Annotated in this window: 18 protein-coding genes and 1 pseudogene; 5 read left to right on the top strand and 14 right to left on the bottom strand. The window is 53.8% G+C overall.

Annotated features, from left to right (window positions below; genetic code table 11):
* The first annotated feature begins 352 nt into the window (after positions 1–352).
* Positions 353–973 (top strand): hypothetical protein, encoded by a 621-nt coding sequence (locus BM056_RS17980; protein ID WP_092472978.1) that lies wholly within the window; start codon positions 353–355, stop codon positions 971–973.
* Positions 974–1,568: 595 nt separating this feature from the next.
* Here BM056_RS17980 and glmS read toward each other — a convergent pair.
* The 7 genes from glmS to BM056_RS17950 all read right to left on the bottom strand — a co-directional run bounded on the left by glmS (position 1,569) and on the right by BM056_RS17950 (position 12,015).
* Positions 1,569–3,398, bottom strand: coding sequence for a glutamine--fructose-6-phosphate transaminase (isomerizing) (gene glmS, locus BM056_RS17975; RefSeq protein WP_092472976.1), 1,830 nt, complete (start codon positions 3,396–3,398; stop codon positions 1,569–1,571).
* A gap of 169 nt (positions 3,399–3,567) precedes the next feature.
* Positions 3,568–3,816 (bottom strand): hypothetical protein, encoded by a 249-nt coding sequence (locus BM056_RS17970; RefSeq protein WP_131820788.1) that lies wholly within the window; start codon positions 3,814–3,816, stop codon positions 3,568–3,570.
* The gene (locus BM056_RS26320) at positions 3,807–3,956 is read right to left on the bottom strand and encodes a hypothetical protein (RefSeq protein ID WP_165613594.1); all 150 of its coding nucleotides are present in this window, start codon (positions 3,954–3,956) and stop codon (positions 3,807–3,809) included. Before BM056_RS26320 ends, BM056_RS17970 begins: the two co-directional genes overlap by 10 nt.
* A gap of 104 nt (positions 3,957–4,060) precedes the next feature.
* Positions 4,061–5,395, bottom strand: a complete 1,335-nt coding sequence (glmM, locus tag BM056_RS17965; protein WP_092472972.1) for a phosphoglucosamine mutase — start codon at positions 5,393–5,395, stop codon at positions 4,061–4,063.
* A gap of 311 nt (positions 5,396–5,706) precedes the next feature.
* Positions 5,707–8,892: an AAA family ATPase gene (locus tag BM056_RS17960; RefSeq protein WP_238456534.1), complete on the bottom strand. Its 3,186-nt coding sequence runs from the start codon at positions 8,890–8,892 to the stop codon at positions 5,707–5,709.
* A 5-nt stretch (positions 8,893–8,897) separates the two neighbouring features.
* Positions 8,898–10,187 (bottom strand): metallophosphoesterase family protein, encoded by a 1,290-nt coding sequence (locus BM056_RS17955; protein WP_165613593.1) that lies wholly within the window; start codon positions 10,185–10,187, stop codon positions 8,898–8,900.
* A 250-nt stretch (positions 10,188–10,437) separates the two neighbouring features.
* Complete coding sequence (locus BM056_RS17950; RefSeq protein ID WP_092472966.1) at positions 10,438–12,015, bottom strand: FGGY-family carbohydrate kinase; 1,578 nt, start codon at positions 12,013–12,015, stop codon at positions 10,438–10,440.
* 220 nt (positions 12,016–12,235) lie between these two features.
* Here BM056_RS17950 and BM056_RS17945 point away from each other — a divergent pair, with 220 nt between their 5' ends.
* A complete protein-coding gene (locus BM056_RS17945) occupies positions 12,236–12,958 on the top strand; it encodes a CpaE/TadZ family protein (RefSeq protein WP_092472964.1) in 723 nt (240 codons plus the stop codon).
* A gap of 66 nt (positions 12,959–13,024) precedes the next feature.
* Here BM056_RS17945 and BM056_RS17940 read toward each other — a convergent pair whose 3' ends face one another.
* The 5 genes from BM056_RS17940 to BM056_RS17915 form a co-directional block, all read right to left on the bottom strand.
* Entirely contained in the window at positions 13,025–14,650 is a 1,626-nt protein-coding gene (locus BM056_RS17940; RefSeq protein WP_092472962.1) for a glycerol-3-phosphate dehydrogenase/oxidase, read from the bottom strand.
* A gap of 13 nt (positions 14,651–14,663) precedes the next feature.
* On the bottom strand, positions 14,664–16,256 hold the full coding sequence (locus BM056_RS17935; RefSeq protein ID WP_092472960.1) for an FAD-binding oxidoreductase: 1,593 nt from the start codon (positions 16,254–16,256) through the stop codon (positions 14,664–14,666).
* Positions 16,257–16,433: 177 nt separating this feature from the next.
* Positions 16,434–17,420, bottom strand: coding sequence for a CdaR family protein (locus tag BM056_RS17930; protein WP_092472958.1), 987 nt, complete (start codon positions 17,418–17,420; stop codon positions 16,434–16,436).
* Positions 17,421–17,426: 6 nt separating this feature from the next.
* A complete protein-coding gene (cdaA, locus tag BM056_RS17925) occupies positions 17,427–18,254 on the bottom strand; it encodes a diadenylate cyclase CdaA (protein ID WP_092472956.1) in 828 nt (275 codons plus the stop codon).
* Positions 18,255–18,854: 600 nt separating this feature from the next.
* Positions 18,855–19,202 carry an SLC5/6 family protein gene (locus tag BM056_RS17915; protein ID WP_092472952.1) on the bottom strand — a complete coding sequence of 116 codons (348 nt, stop codon included), beginning with the start codon at positions 19,200–19,202 and terminating at the stop codon, positions 18,855–18,857.
* A gap of 254 nt (positions 19,203–19,456) precedes the next feature.
* On the opposite strand from BM056_RS17915, the gene BM056_RS17910 reads away from it, so the two are divergent.
* The gene (locus tag BM056_RS17910) at positions 19,457–19,888 is read left to right on the top strand and encodes a hypothetical protein (protein ID WP_092472950.1); all 432 of its coding nucleotides are present in this window, start codon (positions 19,457–19,459) and stop codon (positions 19,886–19,888) included.
* Positions 19,889–20,012: 124 nt separating this feature from the next.
* Here BM056_RS17910 and BM056_RS17905 read toward each other — a convergent pair.
* Positions 20,013–20,174: pseudogene (locus BM056_RS17905) on the bottom strand (MerR family transcriptional regulator); the annotation flags it as partial.
* Between the two features lie 247 nt (positions 20,175–20,421).
* Entirely contained in the window at positions 20,422–21,108 is a 687-nt protein-coding gene (locus BM056_RS17895) for a nucleotidyltransferase domain-containing protein (protein WP_092472948.1), read from the bottom strand.
* 460 nt (positions 21,109–21,568) lie between these two features.
* Here BM056_RS17895 and BM056_RS17885 point away from each other — a divergent pair, with 460 nt between their 5' ends.
* Together BM056_RS17885 and BM056_RS17880 are read left to right on the top strand one after the other, a co-directional pair.
* Entirely contained in the window at positions 21,569–22,591 is a 1,023-nt protein-coding gene (locus BM056_RS17885; RefSeq protein ID WP_238456530.1) for an MtaA/CmuA family methyltransferase, read from the top strand.
* Positions 22,592–22,778: 187 nt separating this feature from the next.
* Positions 22,779–23,435, top strand: a complete 657-nt coding sequence (locus BM056_RS17880; protein ID WP_092472944.1) for a corrinoid protein — start codon at positions 22,779–22,781, stop codon at positions 23,433–23,435.
* The last annotated feature ends 92 nt before the right edge of the window (positions 23,436–23,527 follow it).

Raw genomic sequence — 23,527 nt, 5'->3', positions numbered from 1 at the left:
TATTGAACAATTGGCAGCCGGCAAGGTGAAACCATTTATTGTTAAGGTTTAATAAAGTCATGTTTTTGGTGAGTCCCTGAGGAACCCTTGGGCCTTAGTACTAGGCGCCTTTGGGTAGCCTTGATAGCCCGTTAAGAGGGCTGTTGTATAATATTAAGTCCGATGGAACGGTAAGCTTATTACATGTTTTCGGAGCCGCCCATCGGTAATTAACACACACTACAGCCCTTAGGGCTGTCAAGGCCGCCGTCCATCATGGAAAGTTTAAATCCCACAGTACTATTTTATGTAATTCTATGAAATCAAGAGATTATGGGATATAGACTCTAATAATAGGGGGTTTCTCCGGTATATGTGGCTGGCGGAAGGTCTTATTGGTAGATTGGCGATACGTTTTGTGTACCTGACACCACTGGTTCGAAATGCCATCATAACGAAAACGCAATCTCAGATTTATCTTACACCAGAGGAAAAGGTAGCTTGGATGGGTCCAAGTCCAGCAAGCAATGTGATTGATTTTGTAGAACATGTCATTACCGTAACTTTGGCGAACTTCGTAGACAAGTACATGTCGGACGGAACAATTAAGGAAACTCTCATCAAAGAGGAACTCAGCCACCTCGCAAAATTAGTCGATACAATTGAGCAACAAGATGATTACAAAAAGATCAGAAGCGAACTGGGGGCATCGTGGGGTGAACTTCGTTTCTATGATTCCACTAATGTCAATTTCGATTTGCTCTCCAGTGCCGTCTGTGAAATACTATCCGAACATCCAGATGTCCTTAATAATTTGAATGACACCATCAAAAAGAGAATTGCTCTACAGAGTGGTATCGGTGTGGTTAATTACGCCAAAGAATGTTTGTCTATCTTGGGGGATAAATATAGGTCAGAGTCATCTGAAGGTTTCGACGCAAACGACTACTTTAATCCCGAAAAGAACCCTTACTCGTTCCTGTCGGAACAATGACGCTCAGTCACAACACGCGGTAGAGATATGCTGTATTTTTTCGCATTTTTGTCCGGGCTGTCTTCGGGAATCCTTGACATGTCGGGCTTTTTCGCGTCTTGTCTGCTTCAAAACTTCTCCCTGAGTTTCCCCCGCATTGCGCTCCCAGCAAAAAACACAGGCGAATCCAGGCTTTTCACCCGAATTCACCCGTGCTCTACGGAACAACCATTTTTACTCAGAGTACAACCTATTTTGCGGAGGAGGGAAGAACTTCATTTTGCGAACATATTAATATAAAAAGCCGTGCGTCTTCTTTTAAGGAAAACTAACGGCTTTTTATATAATTGGATTGCGGAGATAATATTTATTATGAACCGTAGATACATAATCCACCGCTGTCAGACATGCCACCACAGAACAAGATTAGATTAAGGAGCATAAAATTATGACCAACTGCACCTTCAAACAAGGGGCCAGTCAGTATCCAACTTTATTGTCTTAGTATCCAACTTTATTGTCTTAGTATCCAACTTTATTGTCTCAGTATCCAACTTTATTGTCTCAGTATCCAACTTTATTGTCCAACAACACTAATTGTAATGGTCTAAATTCTCTACTCCACAGTCACACTCTTCGCCAGATTCCGCGGCTGATCCACGTCGCATTTGCGTGACACGGCCATGTAATAGGCCAGCAGCTGCATGGGCACCACCGCCAGAATCGTTGTCAGCATTTGGTGGGTGCGCGGAATGTACAGCACTTCGTCGGCCACTTTGGCCACTTCCTCCAGCCCGCGTGAGGCCACTGCCAGCACCGTGGCTTCCCGGGCCTTGACTTCCTTGATGTTGCTTACGGTTTTGTCGTAAAGCGCTTGCTGCGTAACTAGCGCAACTACCGGCACATCCTTCACGATCAGAGCCAGGGTGCCGTGCTTTAATTCGCCGGCGGCGTAGGCTTCGGCGTGGATATAGGAAATTTCCTTCAATTTCAGTGAGCCTTCCATCGCCACGGCATAGTCCAGCCCCCTGCCGATAAAGAAAGCATGCTCGCAGTTGCAGTGTTTTTGCACAAACTCTTTGATATTAGTGCCATTTTCCAAAATGGAGGCCACTTTATCCGGCAGCTTGCGCAAATCCGTGATGATTTGCGTTATTTCTTTATCTTCCAGTGTGCCCCGGCTTTGGGCCAGGTACAGGCCCAGCAGGTACATGGACAGCAGTTGGGTGATATAGGCCTTGGTGGAGGCCACGGCGATTTCCGGGCCGGCCCAGGTATAGAGCACATCATCCGCATCCCGGGCCACGGAGCTGTCAACCACGTTGGTCACCGCAATAACCCGGGCTCCTTTTCTTCTGGCTTCCCGCAGCGCCGCCAATGTGTCGGCGGTTTCACCGCTCTGGCTGATCACTATCACCAGTGTGTTTTTATCTATCAGCGGGTTCCGGTAGCGCAGTTCGGAGGCGATATCGGCTTCCACCGGTATTCTGGCCAGTGTTTCGATGACGTATTTTCCGACCAAGCCGGCATGAAAGGCGGTGCCGCAGGCGGTAATAACAACTTTGTTGATTTGCTGTAGCTGCTCTTGCGGAATGTTGATTTCATTTAATACTACCCGGCTGCCGTCCGGGGCAATCCGCCCGCTCAGGGTGTCTTTAAGCGCCCGGGGCTGCTCGTGTATTTCTTTGAGCATGAAATGGTCGTAGCCGCCTTTTTCGGCCTGCGCGGCTTCCCATTTAACATGGAAAACCTTTTTATCCACCCGCTGGCCTGAGCGGTCACAAACCTCAACATCATTCCTGGTTAGAACGGCAATTTCCCCGTCCTCCAGTATGTAGGTTTGCCTGGTATGTTTAAGCAGGGCGGGAATATCCGAGGCCAGGAAGTTTTCTCCCTCGCCCAGGCCCACAACCAGAGGGCTGTCGTGGCGGGCCGCCACCAGCCGGTTTGGTTCGTCCAGCGCCAGGGCCACCATGGCGTAGGACCCGTCCACTTTTCTAATTACCCTCTGGATGGTCTCCACCATGTCGCCCATGTAAAATTCTTCAATCAGGTGCGGCAGCACCTCGGTGTCGGTTTCAGACCGAAATACATGGCCCTGGGAGATCAACCACTCCCTCAGGGTCAGGTAATTTTCTATAATTCCGTTGTGAATCACGGCAAAACGCCCCTGGCAGTCAATATGAGGGTGGGCGTTGAGATCATTGGGGCGCCCGTGGGTGGCCCAGCGGGTGTGCCCAATGCCAATTGTGGATTCAGGCATGTAGCCGTTCATTTGCGCCCGCAGCTGGGCCAGTTTGCCCGATTTTTTCAAGGTTTCAATGGTATTTCCCCGGATTACCGCAATGCCGGCGGAATCATACCCGCGGTATTCCAGTTTTTGCAGACCTTCCAACAATATCGGGGCCGCCTGGCGGCCGCCCAGGTATCCTACTATACCGCACATATATTAATAACCTCCGATGCAATCAATTTATTTCAATTTATCAACTCAAAAATTACCAACACTTCAACATAATATTCTTATTTAGCTAGGCCCGTTACACCACGGGGCCAGGCCACGGAAACGGTTCCACCGTCTTTCCTTCGGACCTTTCGCTGCGCTGCGATGAGGCTCAAACCGTTCCCATGGCTCCGCTCTCATTCTGACTCCTGTCTTCTGACTCCTGACTCCTGAAAAAATACAAATGCCCGGGCGCTACCAGCCCCAGGCAATGGTTTTTGGGCACAAAAATACCGTCACAAGAGCATACCTGTCCCGACGGCATTTTTCCCGTATAAAATATGCCTTTTGCGGCCACCCGGCACCCTTTGTCCCCGCGGTTGCCCGCGGGATTTGTAGTGCCTTTGTCGGTTATGGCCAAACCGGGGAGCATCCGCCGAAAACTTCGATTAACTCCCACCTCGTCAACCCGGCTGCCGGGTTCTGGCGCTGCAATTCAGTTGTCAAAAAAGTGCCGCCCACACCCACACGGCCTGTTATCGCTGCATCACCGCCTTTCATGCTCTTACTTAATTAAACTGCTTACTTGATTAAAACATCTGAACAAAGATGCTTCAATTTAAACATCATATCATCAATAGCCCGAATCATCAAGTATGATAGGCTTATAACTGCTTAACTATATCAACCAGCTCGCCCACTATTTCCTGCAATTGGCCCATGTCCCTGCCTTCCGCCATTACCCGCACCAGTGACTCCGTACCGGAGGGGCGTACAAGTATCCGCCCCTGCCCGGCCAGGTGTTCTTCCTTTTTCCGGATGCTTTTGGCCAGTACCGGGCTGGACATGACCCTTTGTTTATCCGCAACCCGCACATTTTCCAGCAGCTGCGGCAGCCGTTCCATCCGGGCGGCCAGTTCGGCCAGGCTTTGCCCGGTGGCTTTTACCACCGAAAGCAGCTGCAGCGCGGTTAAAACGCCGTCGCCGGAAGGGCTGTGCTCCAGGAACAATATGTGCCCGGACTGCTCGCCGCCAAAAACAGCACCGGTGCGCAGCAGCTCCTCCACCACATACCGGTCGCCCACCTTGGTTTGCAGCACCTCGATGCCGGACTCGCGCATGGCCAGATGCAGTCCCATATTGCTCATCACCGTTACAACCACCGTGTTTTTGGGCAGCCGGTGTTGAGCCTTTAAATGATTGGCGCAAATAACCATGATCTGGTCGCCGTCCACCAGGTTGCCCCGGTGGTCGACGGCTATCAACCGGTCGGCGTCCCCGTCGTTGGCCAGGCCGAGGTCGGCTCCCTCGCGCACCACTGTTTCCCGCAGCTTGTCAGGGTGGGTGGAGCCGCACTTTTCATTAATGTTGACCCCGTCAGGGGTATTGTGGATGGGAATAACCTCGGCGCCAAGCTCACTTAATACCCTGGGCGCCACCCGGTAGGAAGAGCCGTTGGCGCAGTCCATCACAATTTTCAAACCTTTAAGATCTGCGGAAACGGTGCTTTTGAGGAAATTCACATAGCGGTCTTCCGCATCCTCCACCCGGTTAATTCTGCCTACAGCCGGTCCCACCGGGGATGGAATGCCGGTATCAGTGCCGGTAATCAGCTGTTCAACCTGTATTTCTTTGTCGTCAGGTAGTTTATAGCCGCTGGGCCCGAAAAATTTGATCCCGTTGTCTTCCACCGGGTTGTGGGAAGCGGAAATAACCACACCACCGGCGGCGCCGAATTCCCTGGTCAAAAAGGCCACGGCCGGGGTTGGCAGAAAACCGACACTAAGCACATCCACACCGGCGGAACAGATGCCCGCGGCAAGCGCGGCCTCCAGCATATCACCGGATATCCTGGTATCACGGCCCACCACCAACCGTTTAGCCCCCCCGTTTTGCGCCAGCACGTGTGCCCCTGCGCGGCCCAGTTTAAAGGCCAGTTCCGGGGTAAGGTCTTTGTTGGCTACGCCGCGTACGCCGTCGGTGCCGAATAACCGTGTCATTTGCATATTACCTCCCGCTCTTTTTAACCAGGTAAATTATAGCTTTTATTGACCGTTGATGTCAATTTATTTGGGTATTCAGGAGTCAGGAGTCAGAATTCAGAATGTGGATACACGGTAAAATACAAGCACCAAAGATACGCCTCCCGGTATACCAAAATCTTAAAAATGTTTATCCCGCTTTCTTATTCTGACTCCCAACTCCTGTCTCATGTCTCATGTTTTTATTCTGACTCCTGACTCCTGTATTCTGTCTCCTACCCCATATTATGCCCTAACCCGCGCTGCGGTTAATAATCTGCCGGATGCAATTATTGACTTGGGGCCAATTTTTTGACGCCGTCCATAAACACCAGGTTTAAACCGGGCACAATTTCTTTGGCGGCTTCGACAATGTGGTTGTGGCAGGTGAACAGCAGCACCTGGCGCCCCCGTGCAACCTGATCCAGTACCTGCAGCGAGCCGTGCAGCCGGCGGATGTCGAAATCCACCATAATATCATCCAGTATGATCGGCATGGGAGCCGCCACCGAGCAAAAGTGACAGGCCAGGGCCAGCCTTACAGCCAGGTATAGCTGGCTGGCCGCCCCCCTGCTCAAGGCCGGGGCGCCAACCCGGCGCCCGCCCGGTTCTTCCACCTCCAGGGCCGACGGCGAGCCCACCGGGGACAGGACCCGGTTATAGCGCCGGGCGGTTAGCGGGCTGATCAGTTGGGAGGCGTGGGCCAGCACGGCGGGCTGACGATCCCGCTCATGCTTTTCCCGGGCCAGGTCCAGCAGGGTGGAACACAGCACGGCAACCTGCCATTCCCTGGCCCCTGTCGCCAGGCTTTCACGCAGCATTTCCCTCTTTTGCCTGGCCCGGGCCAGTTCCTCGCCGCTCTCCAGAGTTTTCATTTCCTGTTTGAGGGCCGCCAGCTCGTCGCCTAAAGCGGCCAGCTGTTGTTCGCCGCTTGCCAGCGCGGCTTTGATGCCGTCATACTCTTCTTCGTGGCTGGATTTTTTGGTTTGCTCCAGCTCCCGCTCCAGTTCGGCCAGTTCCGCCGCCGAGCCGGCAATATTGAGCAGGTGCCCGCGCAGGTTTTCCGCCTTACCGGCCAGCTCTTTACGCTCACGGTGAGCCGCGGCGCGGTTGCGGAAGTCTTCATTATCAATGGCGCCGCCCAGGTCCAGCAGCTCTTTAATTTTTGCCCGCACCATTTGCAGTCCCGCAGCGGCGGTTTTTTGGCCGGCCAGCGCCAATTCCAGGTCTTCATGGCACCTGTCCAGTTCCGCCTTCATTTGCTGCTGCTCCCGGAGGTATTCCACCATTCCGGCCACGCGCCCCGCCACTTCTTCCCTTGGCACCAAGCCGCGTCCCAGGGTCTCGGCCAGCCTGTTCACCCGGTCCTCGTAATCTGTAGTATAGCGCCTGGTTTGCTCCGCGGCCTGCCTTTCCAGCCGCAGTTTTTTCAGTTCATCCGCCGCCTTTTCGGCCAGGGACAAAAAGTCGGCCGCCCCGGAAAGGGTGAGCCCGGTTAATCCCTTGCCGGCGAGCCATTTCTCCCACTCCCTTTGCAACCGGCGCAGGTTGCCCGTTATTTGCTCCAGTTCTGTTTCCGCCTGCCGCAGTTCCCTGCCCGCCGCCGCCAGATCTTTTTCGATAGTTTCCAGCCGGGCGGCCAGCTCCGCTTTGCTGCGCAAGCTGTCCCGCTCTTCCATAACGCGGCGCCTGAGGACAGGAATCTCCTCCCGCTGCAGCTTTTCCCCACCTTTCAAAACCGCCCCGGCCCGGCTTAATTGCTCGGAGGCCGCTTTGATGCTCCGGTCCAAACGCTCCAGCGCCCCGGCCAGGTTTTCTCTGGTTTTAGCCAGTTCCCCGGCTTCCGCACTTAGCTCTTGCAGCCTATCCCGCCGCTGTTTGACTTGCATCAAGTACAGGCCGGCAAGCAGCACGGCGGCCCCCAGGCCGACGCCGCCCACCCAAAGACCGTAGGGCCAATCGGCATAAATCATCCAGATACCCAGACAGCCCAGCAACACAGCCGCCATCACGGCCGCGACAAGCCCTTTGTTTCGCCCGGCCTTTTTTTGCTGCGATAAATTGCGTTCCATCCGATGGTAAATTTCCTGCAACCTGTTTTGCTGGATATCCTTCAATTCCTGCGCATGATTAAGCTGTTCCAGCTCCGCGGCTGCCCGGTCCAGCAGTTCCATTTTCTCTTCAATTTCAACCTGGCCGCCGGAAGCGGGCGGCAGGCCGGCCAGCAGCCCGGTGGTGCTTTCCCGCTCCAGCCTGAAGCGGTCATATTCCTTGCGGCAGCCGGTCAGGCGGTTGGCGGCAATGGCCTGCTGCTGCTCCAGCGCCGCAGACTGCGCCGCTGTGTCCTCAACCCGCCGCCTCTCCGCCAGGGAGATGTCCAGTGCCAGCACTCTTGCTTCATCCCAGCCCGGGCCCAGCATCGCCATTCTTTCCCGGGCGGTTCTCTCCATTTCGGCCATGCGGGCCACCAGTTCAATCAGGCTCTGTTTCTTTTCCAGGTACAGGGACCGCTCTTTATCAAATTCATCGATAACGTGGGCGGCGGCAATGATCTGTTCTTCCACCGCCATGGAAGCCAGCTTTTTCCGCAGGGCTTGGGTTTGCCCGGACCGGTTGAGAACCTCCTCCTGTTTGGCGTCAAGCCCGGCCTCAAGCTCGCCCAGCCTCTCCGTACCGCGCTCGGGAAAGTCCGGGATCGCAGGCAGGCGCCCCATTTGGGCCAGGCACTGCCGCAAATCGTTCCAGGGCGCCCGGGCTTTAAGCAAATAATCCAGACGCCGCAGCCTCGCACGCCGTTGGGACTGCAGCTCCCGCAGCCGGTCCCGGTCCCGCTCCAGCCGCCGCTGTTCTTCCAGCAGCTTAAAGTAACGTTCCGGCTGTTGCTCCAACTCCCTTATTTTCCGGTCCAGCTCTTCCAGCTCCAGCATCAGCTTGTTCAGCCGCGGGGTGCGACCCCGCGGTTTATAGAGCTCACCGGCGGACTTTTCCAGGGCGGCGGCGGCGTCCGCCAGCCGCCGGGGGCTGGTTCCCGTTCCGGCGCCGTAAATATAGGCGCTGATTTCATCCCTTTCCAGTTCCTCCAGCCTGCGTAATTCATCCAGGCCAAAGGCAAAGACGTTTTTAAACAAAACCGGGCTGAGCCCCCGGAGCAGCCGGGTTTTCAGCAGTTCTTCACCGGCCCTGCCGCCGCCGGGCAATTCCACCACAACCTTGCCGTTCCCTTTGCCGCCGCGCTCAACCCGGTAAACCTCTCCATCATCCTCCAGTAAAAGATAGCCGCGGGCCTCCCCGCCCCGCACAGGTTTGGCCAGATTGCCCTCGGTTTTAAAGCCGAACAGCACACCCCGGATAAAGGACAGCAGTGTCGATTTGCCGGCCTCGTTCAGCCCGAAAATGATGCTGACGCCACCGGTCAACTGATTATCCGTCAGCGCAAAATCGGTCAATATGCCGTAGTTGTATATGTATAAGCCCATCAGCCTCAACGCGCATCGTCCTCCCAGAGCAAGTCCAGCGCCATTTCCCCGGCGGCTTCGATAAGTTCATCCAAAGCTGTCCCCTGCGGCAGTTCAATAAACCGGGCGGCCCGGCCCTGCAGCGGGGCCAGCGCTTCCGCCAGCTGTTCCCGCAGCCGGCCGCCGCAGCGGGCCTCCCGGGCTATTTCCAGCAGGTCCCCCAGCAGGGTCTGGCTGCCCCGCAGCAACTCTTTGTCCACTTCCGGAGCGGTATAGGGCCGGATCGACTCCGGCCAGACAAATGCCCCCCCGGTCCCGGCAAACCGCCGCCGCAATTCCTCCAACAGGCCATCCAGGGCGCCGGGTTGCTGCAGCCTCCGGTGCAGAGGACCCCGGCCCGCCAGTTCCAGCCGCGCTACCAGGGAACGCCGCCCGTGGGCGCGGCTGAGCTCAGTAAGGGCGGCGTCAAGGCTTTCCAGCAGCTCCTGCTCCGTCCCCAGGCCTTGTATTGATACCCGCTGCTTGACCCAGCGCACCGCGTCGGTGGCCAAAAAACTCAGCTCAGCCAAACCGCCGGGTTTCACCCGGACCAGATAGCAGCCCCTGGCCCCCGTTTCATGCGGCCCCCGTCCCTGGAGATTGCCGGGGTAGACCACACAGGGACCGTGTTCTTTAAGAGTCAGCCTGCGGTGCACGTGCCCCAGCGCCCAGTAGTCAAAACCGCCGGCCGCCAGGTCCGCCAGGCTGCAGGGGGCGTAGTTGGCGTGCTCAGGATTGCCCCCGACGTTGCAGTGCAGTACGGCCACGGCATAGGGCGCGGCCAGATCCCGCCTGAACAGAGCGGCGTAGTTTTGGGCAACGTCCCGGCGCGGGTAGCTGATGCCGTAAACCCGGGCTATTTCCCTGCCGTCGCGGGTCACCGGCCGGGCCTCCACCCGGCCCGGCGCAAAGATATGCACATTGTCCGGCCAGGCCAGCGCGGCCTGAAACCCCTCGTGGTGGTCGTGATTGCCGTGGGCCACAAAAACAGAAATCCCGGCGGCGGCCAGGCGTTCAAAGGCGTCCCGCAAACGCAGCTGCGCCCGCAGGCTGCGGTCGGCCCGGTCGTAAACGTCCCCCGCCAGCACCAGAAAATCCACCCGGTTTTGCAGACAGGCCCGCACCAGGCTGTCCAGGGCCGTAAATGTGCAGTCCCGCAGCTGTTGCAAAATGTTTTCTCTGGTTTCTTCTTCACAGTCAATGCCGGCATAGCCGCGGAAAGGGCTGTCCAAATGCAAATCGGCAGCATGAATAAAAGAAAAGCCCGTATCCACCATACCACTTCCTTTAAAATTGTCATTACACCTCCACCCTAAAACCATAACCCAAAAGGAGGTGTTTCCTCTCTGTTAACACTGTAACTTGAGCTTTATTCTGCTTCAAGTTAAAATGTAAGCGGAGGTGTTTGTTGTGTCGGAAAGAGTGAGACTCACCATTGCTTTCACTTTTTTAACCATCGCCGCATTGATTTATTACTTTAAAGTGCCGCACTAAATCCATTCGTTAAATATAAGTTTTTACCAGGTTTTATCTTGTACCTGAAGGCGTTTCCGGGTAATTGGTAATATTGCAGATATCCTTATACGCGGGAAGCAGCTTGCGGTACATGCGTCTGAACACCTTGCGGTAAAGCCGGTCATATATCTTTACAGCTTCCCGGTTGGGCTGGAATTCCTGGCCCGGACCGGTCATTGCACCAACAGCCGTTTTCAGGTCGGGGTGGAGCCCGGCACCGACCGCAGCCAGCATGGCGGCGCCCAGGCCCGAAGCTTCAAAAACAGCCGGCCGGACAGCGGGCAACCCGAATACATCCGCAGTTATTTGCATCATTTGATCGCTTCTTGAGCCGCCGCCACAAACCTTGATTTCCGTTACCGGTATCTTGCTTCGCCTTTCAATTCTTTCCCGGCCTTCGCGAACCGCGTAAGCCAGGCCTTCCAGCAAGGCTCTGTACAGGTGGGCCCTGGTATGCACGCCACCGAAGCCAATTACCGCACCCTTTGCTTCCGGTCCGGGATACTTTAAGCCGGGGGACCAGAAAGGCTGCAGCACCAATCCCATTGACCCGGGACGCACCTTGGCCGCCAGCCGGTCCAGCAGTTCCTCCACCGGCACACCGGATTGGCGGGACAAAGCCTGTTCCTGCCAGGCGAATTCCTCCTTAAACCAGGACACCATCCAGAATCCGCGGTAGATTTGCACCTCCAGGTTGTATTCCCCCGGGCAGGCACTGGGATAAGGCGGTATCAACATGATAGGTTCAATATACCGGGCCGAATTTACGTTAATGGTGGCGGTAGTTCCGTAGCCGATACAGCCCTGGTGGGGCTCCAGGCAGCCCGATCCCAACACCTCACAGGCCTTGTCCGAGGCCGCCGCTATTACTGGCAGGCCTTCCGGCAGCCCGGTTACGGCGGCAGCTTCCGCTGTAATTTCCCCTAATTGCCGCCCCGGAGGCACCAGCTCGGGGAAAAGCTCCCGCGGCACCGGGATGGCGCGCCACTTCCAGTGGGAGGCGGGAGGCCAGGTCTGCCGGCGATAATCAAAGGGTATGTAGCCAACCTGACAGCCTATTGAATCGACAAAACTGCCGGTCAGTCTGTAGGTAAGGTAGCCGGAAAGAAACAGGTAGTGAGCTGTTCTTGCCCAGATCGACGGCTGATGCTCCCGCAGCCAGTTGGCCTCGGCCTCGGCCCGCAGGTAGTTCAGCGTTCCACCCAAGCCGGCCAGGCGGAAGGCCAAGCTCCATAAAAAGCCCACCGAAGGCACTTTGCCGGCGCGGCGCTGGTCCAGCCAGACAATGGCCGGCCGCAGCGGGTCGCCGTTGCGGTCCAGGTTGACCAGGGTCGCCCGCTGCGAGGTTAAGGAAACCGCCGCCAGCGCTGCCGGGTCGACCAGGCCCCGGCTCCACAGCTTGCGGCAGGCTTCGGCCAGGCGCTGCCAGTAATAGCCCGGGTCCTGCTCCGCCCAGCCGGGCCGGGGGGACCGGTATGGTTCAGTATATATCACCCTAACCTGGTCAATCAATTGACCGCTGGGATTAAAGGCTAAAGCACGCACGCTCTGGGTACCTACATCAATTGCTAAAACTGTTTCCTGGTACATATTTCAAGCTCCTGTGAAAAAGGTTACAATAAACTCTTTTTTGTTACTGAAAACCATATTATAATATGTTAAAATTATGTAACTATTCAGCATTGTTGGTGATAATAGCCGGTAGTCGGCAGGCAGAATGAAAGAAACCGGGCTCGGTGAATTCTGACTGCTGAATTCCGGCTCCTGATTACTGAATAGTAATAAAAGGTAAAAAGGAGTTTTATATTATATGAAAATAATCTCAATTTATGGTGTATCCCGGCAAAGCGGTAAAACCACAATTGCAGAAGAAATGGCGTTAATCAGCCAGAAAAAAGGCTATAAAACTCTGTTGGTGGATATGGACATCCATGACGGCGATGTCACCCAGAGACTGAAGCTGGACCAACATCCCAATATCAGCAACTGGTGTGAAGGCATCTACCGGAAAAGCAAAAAAACCTCAATTATCCACATTGAATATAATCAGGACGGCTGGCGGCCGTTTATACAAAAACACTCGTCGGGGCTGGCGGTTCTGGCCACCAACACCAACCCCAAGCTGCCTAATTACGGCAACATCTTTTATGAAATTAAGATTATTTACAACTCCATCAGGCAAAGTGATTACGATGTTGTGATTTTTGATATGGGTAATGACGCCACCAGCTTTAATTATATGATTTTGGAGGAGTCCGATTACCCCATTTTGGTTGTTGATACCTTTAGATATAATGTGGAGGCACTGAAGCATTTCCTCTGGGATGCCCGGGATGTGCATTTCCCGGTGGAAAAATTCCAGCTGCTGTTTAACAGAGAACCAACCGCCATTGAAGATCTGCCGGAAAGCGTAGGCCGAGAATTCCAACTGCCGGTGCTAAGCGTGCTGCCGGAAATTAAAAACAGAGAAACAATGGCGCCGGACATGTTTAACAACAAGCTTGGCGCTTTGCTGGAAGATATCATGAAATAATAAAGAAAGACTTGGTTCAGGTGGGGTTTTGACCCCACCTGAACCTTAGTCGCACTTATTTCGAGTTTATCGCCGCTTAACTCCGCCTTTAGAGGCGGGAGTCTTAGCGGCGGTTAACGAGATCAACCTGGGACTGTAAGCCTGGTCCCATAATTTCAGGTACTGCCGAACCTCCGCCTGCCATTTTGCATCATCCCAGCCCAGGGCCAGCTGCGCAACCCGGCGCAGTTGGCCCAGCAAAGGTGAGCCGCCCTCCACGGTAACGTTGCCCAGGCGAACCCGGCGCAACAGCAGGTCTTCCAGGTGCACCACCCCTTCATGCCGGGCGGCCCAGCCCAGCTCAGCCCACATTGTTTCAGTGCCCGGCACAGGGTCAAGCTCCCCCGCCGCCGCATCCCGCGCCAGCGGCAGCGCAGCCCGTCCGTAGCGTCCCGCCAGCCGCAGGGCGCGCTTTCCGCCCAGCTGTTCCGCTAGTAAGGCCAGATCTTGATTCAAACTTTTACCGGGCCCTTGTGCCGGCGGGATTCCCGGGGCGGACTTCAGCCATTTGCCGGCTTGCGCCAGGGCGTCCCGGGCCAGAAGGCGAAAAGTGGTCAGCTTGCCGCCGGTTACCGTTACCAATCCTTTTTCGGCCCGGACCACATGATCCCGGGATTCTTTGGAAGGATCTTTCTGCCCCGTTCCCACCACAGGCCGGACGCCGGAAAAGGTGGAAAGCACATCGCTTGCGGTGAGGTTGAGGGACGGAAACATCTTCCGCACCCCGGCCAACAAATACCGGCCCTCGGCGCAACTGATAAACGGCTCCCGCTCCAGTGCCAACTGGTGGTCTATGTCGGTGGTTCCCAGCAGGGTGGCCCCTTCCCAGGGCAATAGGTAAACCGGGCGGCTGTCTTCAGGGTGCGGAAAGCTGACTGCCTGGGCCAGGGGAAAACGCCAGCGGGGAAAAACCAAATGGCTGCCGCGCAGCGGGCGCAGCACGGGGGTTTTACACACCCGGGCGCCAATCTCGCCGGACCAGATGCCGGCGGCGTTGACCACCACCTGCCCGGCAACTTCAATCTCCCGACCTGAAACCATATCTTTGACCGCGGCTCCCCGCACATAGCCGGCGGCGTTTTGCAGCAGCTTGACGACCCGGGCATAATTAAGGGCCGTCCCCCCCAGTTCAACCCCCTCCAGGATTACCCGCAAAACCAGCCGGGCGTCATCCGTGCGGGCGTCCAGATACCACAGCCCGCCCGTTAAACCTTGGTTATTGAGTCCCGGCGTGATTAAGGCAATCTCACCGGGCTTATAGCGGCGCCGGCTGCGCCGCCCGGCCATGAGATCATAGATAGTCAGGCCGGCCCCGATTAAAAACGGATCAAGTGGCCGGTCGCGGTAGGTCGGGACTAAAAACCCTACGGGCTCAACCAGGCCGGCGCGGTCCCGCAGCAGTTTGTCGCGCTCCCGCACCGAATGCCAGGTAGTCTTTACCTGCCCCTGTTTGAGATAGCGCAAACCGCCGTGCACCAGTTTGCCCGAGCGGCTGGAAGTCCCCCAGGCGAAGTCCCGCTGCTCCAGCAGCAGGCAGCGCAGGCCCCGCCCGGCGGCCTCCCGCAGCACCCCCGCCCCGGTAATGCCGCCGCCGATTACAATAACATCCCACGGCTGGCCCAGCCTGGCTATTATTTGTTCCCGTTCCAGCATCAAACCACCCCTTTTAGGGCACCAGCTTGCCCGGGTTCATTATGCCGGCCGGGTCTGCGGTCTTACAAACAGAACGGATCATCTCCAGCCCCAACGTTCCTTTTTCAGCAGCCAGATAAGAGCGGTGATCCAAACCCACCCCGTGCTGGTGGCTGATGGTGCCCCCGCAGCGTACTATAGCCCGGCTGGCCGCCCCTTTAAGCAGCTGCCAGCGGCGCATCGTCTCGCCGGGGTCGGCGTCTATGCGGAACAGATAGGAAGTATAAATACTTGACCCCTGCGGGTAAACATGGGACAGGTGGGTAAAAACATGCACCTGCTCCCCGCTCTCCTTTAATCCGTCTCGCAGGGCAGTCTCAATTGCTGCGACGGTTTGCTCAACCCGGCTCCAGGTTGTGGCCGTCTCCAGGGTGTCCACCGCATAGCCCTTTTCCCACAGCACGTTGCGCAGGTACGGCACGCGGAAGCGGTTTTTCCGCCATTCATGCCCGGGCCTGGCGCCCACGGGGACGCCCCCGTGCTCCTTGATTATCACCGCAGCCCGGCGCAGAGCGCGATTAACCTCTTTGCCGCCGCCGACGGCTCCATACAAAAGCATGCATTTGTCCGGCCCCGCCCCCCGCCAGGCCAGATAACGGTTGAGCAGGTCAATCAGCCTGCCGCCTCCCGCCAGGGCCAGGTTGGTGGCCGTCTCCTCCGGCAAGCTGAGCCGCAGCATGGCCAGGGACATAGACGAACGGGCCAGGGCGCGCACCGCGGCCATACCGCTGTCCGGCCCCGGGAAAAAAGCGGCCAGGAAGGTTTCCCGCTCCGGCAGGGCAGTTACCCGGACGGTAGCCCGGCTGATAATACCTACTTTGCCTTCCGACCCCAAAATGAAATCCCTCAGGTCCGGGCCGGCAGCCGAAGCCGGAAAGGCCGGCAGCTCCAGGTCCCCTTCCGGGGTTTGCACCCTGCCCCCGGCAAAAAGACGCTCAATCCTTCCGTAGGCCAAAGAAAGCTGACCGGCCGAACGCGTTGCCACCCAGCCGCCCAGGGTTGAGTATTCGAAGGATTGGGGATAATGCCCCAGGGTGAAGCCCCGGGCCCGCAGCGCCGCCTCCAGATCCGGACCCCGTACTCCGGCCTGAAAATCGGCCAGGTGGTTGTCCTGGTCCAGTTCGATGAGCCCGTTCATCCGTCCCATATCAACGGTAAGCACCGGCCGATCCCCCTCCGGCGCGCTCAAATGACCCACCACACTTGTCCCGCCGCCGTAAGGAATCACCATGGCCCCGGTTTTTTGGGCATACGCCAGTAGCTGCCGCACGTCGTCCTCCGTTAAGGGATAAGCCACCCCGTCGGGGAAACACGGCACCGTCCCCCCCCTGAGGTTGATCCAATCACCCAGGCTTTGCCCGGCTGCGTGAAGCAGTCTGTCAACCGGATCGGTGGTGATCAGCGGATGCCCCGGCAGCGGTGCGGCAGGTACCCGCCGCACCGCTGTTTCCAGGGCAACGTCCGGGGGTGCGGAGCCCCGACCCAGCTTTTGCTCCAGATAGGCTTGGGCCGGTTGCGGCAGCGGATAGCCGGTATTGTCGTCGCCCCAGCCATTCCATCGTTTCATCGAGTCAACCTCCAGTATACTTTTACCAGTATTCTTTAATAATTGCCAAATCCCTGCCGGACAGCTGCTTAATAAAAGTTAAAACGCACCCCCTGTAATTACAAAGGATGCGTTTTAAGGAAAGGGGACATACCTCCTTTGATTGGAGCATGCCCCCGCTATTATGCATTATAACCTTTAACGGCCTGCTTGTGACCTTCCCTGCGTTTCCGGCTGGGTGTCGCTTTCAGGCGGAGTCTCATTTTCGGGAGGAGGCTGTTGTTCATCTTCCACCGGCGATATTTTAACGATAATGTGCACACTTTCCGGATTTAATTGTTTAACCCCGTCCGGCAGCAGCAAAACTGCTTCTTTTTCCACGTCCGAAGCAACGCCGGTAATGTCGACAGCCATAGTGCTGACGGCGGTCATGCTGTTTAATATCCCGTCATTGGCCGTAACCTGCACGCTGAGCGGGTTTGACGTTACTTCGCTGACGGTATAACCCGGTGCGGGCTCGCCGGTTAAGCGGATTCTTACCGGTATGGTTTTGGACGGTACGTGGATGACCGGAATAGTTACGGCAACCCGGTCCGGAGTTACCGATACGCCTTCCGCCCCCGTTTCCACGGATGCCACCCGCTCCAGGGTATCTTTAGCGCCGTTGACGTTTACAGTTACCCCCAGCTGATTGATTTCATCGAGAACCTGACTCGGCCCCCGGATGGAAACCACCGGCGGCTTTAAAACCGGCTCGCCCGCCTGCTGCCCGTCCGCTACATTGCCTTTCAGGCTGACCACCACGGGAACACTTTTAGTTACTATTCTATCAACCTGCAGGCGGACTGTCTGAGGGGTAACCTGCAGCACCTCCACCCCCGGGGGCGAAGTTATCTGCACCGGAAATTGCTGTTCGCCAACTTCACTGATGCCTGAAAGATCAACGCGGGCTGAAAAATCCATCCTCTGCAAGGTGCCCGTCACGGACCGGACTCCTTTGAATCTGACATTGACTGTCCGGGGCAAGCCTTTGATAATATATCCTTCAGGCTGATTTGCCTCCAGCGTAATATTGTAGCTGATATCGGTCACCGGGTTTTGCTCGTTGGTCACGTAAACCCACAATATGACGGCAATAAACAGCGCCAGTATTCTAACAGAATTATCTCGCCACTTAAAGGTCAATCAACATCACCTCCACTGCCAAAAGGAAGACAGGGCTTTTTTCTTAGATTGCCCCGGCTGCAAAAACTCCACCAGCAGTTCCCGCAGGCCGGCCTCATTTAGACGCCTGTAAAGACTGCCTTCCACAGCCATGGATACATTACCGGTTTCCTCCGATACCACCACCGCCAGCGCATCGGATTGTTCCGACAGGCCGACCGCGGCCCGGTGCCTGGTGCCCAGTTCCCTGCTGAGCTCCCTGCTTTCGGAAAGCGGCAGCACGCAGGCGGCGGCCTGCAGCCTGTCACCCCTGATGATAGCCGCACCGTCATGCAACGGCGATTTGGGGATAAAAATATTCTCCAGCAATTCTGCACTTACCAGGCCGTCCACCCTGATCCCGGCGTCAATAAATTCCTCAAGCCCGGTGCCCCGCTCAAGCACGATCAACGCGCCCGTTCTGGTGGCGGACATTTTCTGCACCGCCCGCAGCACCTCGTTAATCAGCGCGCTTAAATCACCTTCCGCCATTTGAGTCAGGGGGCGGGCGAAGAAATTACCTCCGCCAATTTTTTCCAGAGCGCGGCGCAGCTCGGGCTGGAACACAATCGGCAGCGCCACTACCAGCGCGGTCATGGTCTGCCTTAACAACCAGTGCACGGTATTAAGATTCAGCAAACTGCTCATCGCGGTGGCAACCAGCAGCACCACCATGCCCTTGATCAACTGGACGGCCCTGGTCCCCCGGATCAGCATCATCAGCCGGTATAAAACAAAAGCTACGATCAAAATATCAATAATACTGGTAATATCAAACAGGTTGAGATTAACCCTTAATGCTTTCAGATATTCCATTTAGCAGCCTCCATAAGCATAACCTATCTTAATTGTAACATATTATGCGGTTAAAAAAGCGCGATCAAACAGTTCCCTTAATGCTCTTTTTTATACTTTAATCCCTAATTCTGGTCATAAGCTGGGGACATTCATACGTTGGGGATATACTGTCCCCAACGGAATATCAATTGGGGACATACCTTCGACCCTAATAGCTTTACCCGAAAGAGAAGGTGTGTCCCCTGACCGATTCCCTTCGGCAGGTGTGCCCCCTGACGCTGATTGGCCGGTTATTTTCCGGTATTCCGGTAAAGAGATCAAGCTGCCGGCATTACCGGGTGAAATTCTAAATTTTTACCTGATCTACAGCTATTTTCCCTACCACCACAAACAAAGATGTAATTTATTACTTAAATTGTTTTATGGAGTTATTATAGAGTTGCTTCATAATATGACAAAAAGCCGGTATTACCGGCTCAGAGCTAAGGGTGTCAAGGGAACGTATGGCTCCAGCCTGGTTCGGTTACAAAATATCAAGGGGACGGGATTGATAACATTGAAATGTTGTCAACCCCGTCCCCTTGGCACCCCTTAACCTGACTTTTTATATCTTTATGCTTAAAGTCTGATAATGTTTAAACCATTCAGTAAGACGAGTAATATTGCAGCGGGTGCGAAATAGCGCACGGTAAAAAGGAAAACCTTTAAGAGGCTTTGATTCCCAAGGGCTCCGCTGTTTGAAGCCTCGTCAATCACCTGTTTGTCACCCAGTTTCCTGCTTACAAAAATACAAATAAGGATTCCACCCACCGGTAAAAGAATATTAGATGAAACAAAGTCAAATAGGTCGAACATGTTTTTATCAAAAAGCTGGAATCCGGAAAGGACACCGCTTGATAAAGTAGCGGTGGAGCCGAACAGGGCCATCACCAGTATGTTACAATGGTGGACTTTTTCCTGGACCATTTCCACTCCTCCGTAAAATACGCCACCGGAACTTCCACCAGGGAAATCATGGCCCCGGTAGCGGCAATGGAGCTAAAGTAAAAAATAGTACCAAAAAGAGCATATAATTCTCTTTTCGGGAGTGTTTCGCTGGCTTTTATTATATATTCAATATTCGTTCTGCTGCGTTAGGTAGTATGTACAATAATATAGTTTATAGCTAAGTTTATCACATACCAGAACCCAAAAGTCACTTAATTAAGGGGAGAACGAAATTGTGGTATAAGTCGTATATAGGAAAAATAATAATCATCGGTGTTACCCTTGTTGCCTGCTTAACAGTGGTAATGCTTGGCTTTGGCACTAAAATAGCTAACATCTTCCCTAATAAAAACCAAACACCTGCTCCCGTCTATCCAACGAACGAGAATGGTCAAACTTATGGTTCTGCACTGTACGCCACTTCTCCAAACACAGAACCGGATCTAATTAAGGCGATTGGCGTAGACGGCACTGTCGGTTACGTTCGATCTGTTGATCTGAATGGGCCGATGCCCAAAACGCCAGAGGAAGCTTTAGAACTACAGCGTAAGACTCCTAGCGTTAGAGAAATTCCTCTGTATGCTGTTGATGGTAAAACGGTTATTGGCAAATTCAAAATTAAAAACGGAGAGACACAAATATTCACTGATCAACCAAATAATTAGTGGAGTTGCTTTTATACTGTATAAAATAGATACGTAGGGGATAAAAAACTTCTGTACATTAGAAACCTACGGTTCCTTAAATGCCGCAAAATGGTTAAAATGCATATCAACAACAGTTTCTCTACTACTTTGCATTTGTAGCTGCATACATTTCTGCAGCTATACGTAGATAGTAGGAAAGCCCAAGTTGCTGATTTTCAAGCATATTTCTATGGAAATCATCCTCTAAAAAGAACCTTGCCTGAGCAGCAAATGATTTTGCGTCTATATTGTTGCCATGATTATTCTTATTTAAACCGGCTCTTTGGGTTTTGCCCGGCGTGGCAAAATGATCATGTATCTTCTTGGTGCCGCGTGCCCGGGCGGTTTCGACTAAAAGGGTTATCTCATTGTCGTTTAGTTTTCTTAGTCTTACTATTTCCCGGGCCTCCATTTCGTAAAGCATACCCTCCCTGAATGACTGGCCGAAAAGAGCAAAATGCGCAGCAGCAAGACCGATAAATTTACCGGCTCTCTTTATTGCGTCACATCGGCTAACCATTGATGATCGCCTCCAGGTACCGGTCGCTTTCATTTGCGGCCATACTTCCGATGCGTCCCCTGATCTTTACCAGCATACTCCTTACAATTTCCTTCAATTGTGTCTCGTTGCCGGGGGCAACATTCCCAAGGGTCTTGTTTATTTTTTCATGGTAAGTTTGAATTAAATAATCATCTTCAAGAATCTGTCCAATAACAATAAGGTCCCGTACGCATTTGCGAAGTTGCTCGATTCTGGTATCTTGTTCCTCATATATATCCAGGTCATCCAGTTCCAATTCAACGTTTTCCAACATGTTGCGTATTCCGGTCAGGGCAAGGGGTGCATGCGCGTATATAATTTCGCTTTCACCTACTATTACGCCGGTGGCCAGTGCAAAATGTACGTAGGGGTCCATTAAACGCAGATTACGCAGCCCTTCAACGGAAATAACCCGGGCATCCACGTTTTTGCCCACCCGCCGGGATAAATTTTGTTCCAGCTTGATTTGCTTCGACCATGGCCATTGTTCCGCTGTTATAATCATGACATCAAAATCACTGTTCTTCGTGGAACAGCCACCAACCCGAGAACCATAACATAAGACTGCTTTTAATTCTGGAACGGCAGCGCGAATAGATTCCAACACTCGGGGCCAAAGCGGATCGAGGTTGGCCAGTTTAATAATCGCAGGTTCCATGGGCATATACCCCCTTTCGTAAAAAGATTATAACACGGAAATGCCACTTTTACTATTATTACCATTGCTTAGGCGCTTTTATTTGTTAACCCACCATATCCAGCGTCATCTCTCTGAACGATTTTGCCCAAACCATTCCGCCATTTGCCGCCGGGCGGGCGTTGGAACACTGTTACATATAGGCACAGTATTGGCTTTAACACAGGTGTGCAGCTACATAACAGTGTTATTGAGGCAATTATCCCGGTACTTATATTGATCAATTAAAAAATTGCTACATAATTTAACAAAAAATTGGGACAATGCCGGCGCCGGTGCTTCCGGTGCTGTTTTCTTACTTTTAAAAAAAGCTGTATTATGGCGTGGTTTGTCTCTATTTTTTTAAAAATATTTAATATTTGGCAAATTTGGCACTGAAGTTGCTTGCTGAAGTAAGAAAAAATAAGGAGGTTTATCAATAATGACTGCAATGACCAGCCGTGACCGTTTTATGGCGGCCCTGACAGGTAAAGCGGTGGACCGGTTGCCTGTGGTGAGCGTTTGCCAGCATGCAACCTATGAACAAATGGAGGCGTTAAATGTTTTTTGGCCGGATGCTTTTTACGATGCCCGGGCCATGGCCAAACTGGCCGGTGGCGGCTATTCAATATTGGGTTTTGACTCGGTGAGGCTGCCGTTCTGCCAAACCCATGAGGCTGAAGCCCTGGGGGCGGTGATTAAGGATGGAGGGAAAAAAGATTTACCCAGCATCAAAATACACCCGTATAAAGTTGGAGACGCCGTGGATTTTCCGGATGATTTTTTGAACCGTGGACGCATACCGCAGCTGCTTGAAGGAATTCGCCTTTTAAAAGCTGAGCTTGGTGACCAAGTGATCGTGATGGGAGGAATTATCGGCCCCTTTAGTATAGCCGGCCAGGTTTTGGAAATAACGGCCATGCTGCGGGTAGCTTACCGGAAACCGGATAACCTGGCCCCTTATGTGGAAGCCGGCGAAAAAGCGGGGGCTCTGCTGGGCCAGGCTATGATTGAAGCCGGAGCCGACGTAATTGTCATTGAGGATATGATGGCTTCCCTGGATATGATCAGCCCGGACATCTACCGCAAACTGGCTCAGCCTTATGAAAAAAGATTGGTGGAGAAGTTCAGTGTGCCTGTTATTATCCATGTCTGCGGGAAATTGGACCGCATTATATCAGATGTGGCCCAAACCGGGTGTGCGGCCATCAGCGTTGAGCCGGTGGTGAATGCTCCGGCGGCCATTGAACAGTTTAAAGCCCAGGGTATTACCACTCCGCTCATCGGGGCGATAGACCCGGTGAATACACTTTATCAGGGCGACACGGAACGGGTGGTACAGGAGACTCTGGAAAATATTGAAAAAGGGTTTGCCATGATTTCTCCGGGCTGCGCCGTTCCCCCCGCCACCAAAACCGTGAACCTGACGGCCATTGTGGAAGCCGTTAAGGCGGTGGAGCGCTGAGCGGGAAAAGTTTTGCGGCCAGTGAACTCGATCAGCTAAAGCTGAACATCGAGGCTTCAGATGGGGATTCCACCCCGCCTGAAGTAAAAATAGGAACTCCCACTTATAGAAGTGGAAGTCTTGGAATCAGAGTAATTCAATCCAGCTGTTAATTAATAATACCAAAATATGAACAGGAGGAGAGCCAATGAGCAAAGAGCAGGAAATTTTGACCAAATTAAGGGACGGGGTATTGGAATATGATAATGACAAGGTGATTGCTGCGGCCAATGAGGCTTTGGCCGAAGGAATAGATGCGGAAACAGCTATTTTTGACGGCCTGGTTGCCGGTATTGAGGAAATTGGCCGGTTGTACGAAATTGAAGAGATCTTTGTGCCGGAAATGCTGCTGGCCGCCGACGCCATGTATGCCGGGTTGGACATTTTAAAGCCCCATATGAAGCAAAAGGGGGACCAGCGGGTCAAGGGACAGGTAATCATGGGTGTGGTGCAGGGTGACGTGCATGATATTGGCAAAAATATAGTTAAAATGATGTTTGACGTGGCCGGGTTCGAAGTGCATGACCTGGGCCGGGATGTTCCACTGGATAAATTTGTGGAGGAACAATTGAAAACCGAATCGGAATTGGTCTGCCTGTCGGCTATGATGACCACTACTATGGTTGGCATGCCCGAGATTATTAAAAAAATCAAGGAGAAAAACCCTAATTGCAAAATTATGGTCGGCGGCGCCCCGCTTAGTGAAGACGTGGCCAGCCGGTTTGGGGCCGACGGGTACGCCAAGGATGCCAATAATGCTTTAAAAGATGCTATTAATATGGTTAGTTCGTTGAGGAATCTTTAGTTGACAGCATATAGTGTCGGAAAAAAGTTTCGGAACAACTGAAAATTAGTCGTTCAAAAGGCCTAACTTTAAAAAAATAAAAAGGAATCTCG

This window comes from Desulfotruncus arcticus DSM 17038, assembly GCF_900113335.1.
In the GTDB taxonomy this organism is placed as follows: Bacteria; Bacillota; Desulfotomaculia; order Desulfotomaculales; family Desulfallaceae; genus Desulfotruncus; species Desulfotruncus arcticus.
The sequence above is the reverse complement of the archived record's forward strand: the minus strand, read 5'-3'. Positions and strand labels throughout refer to the sequence as shown.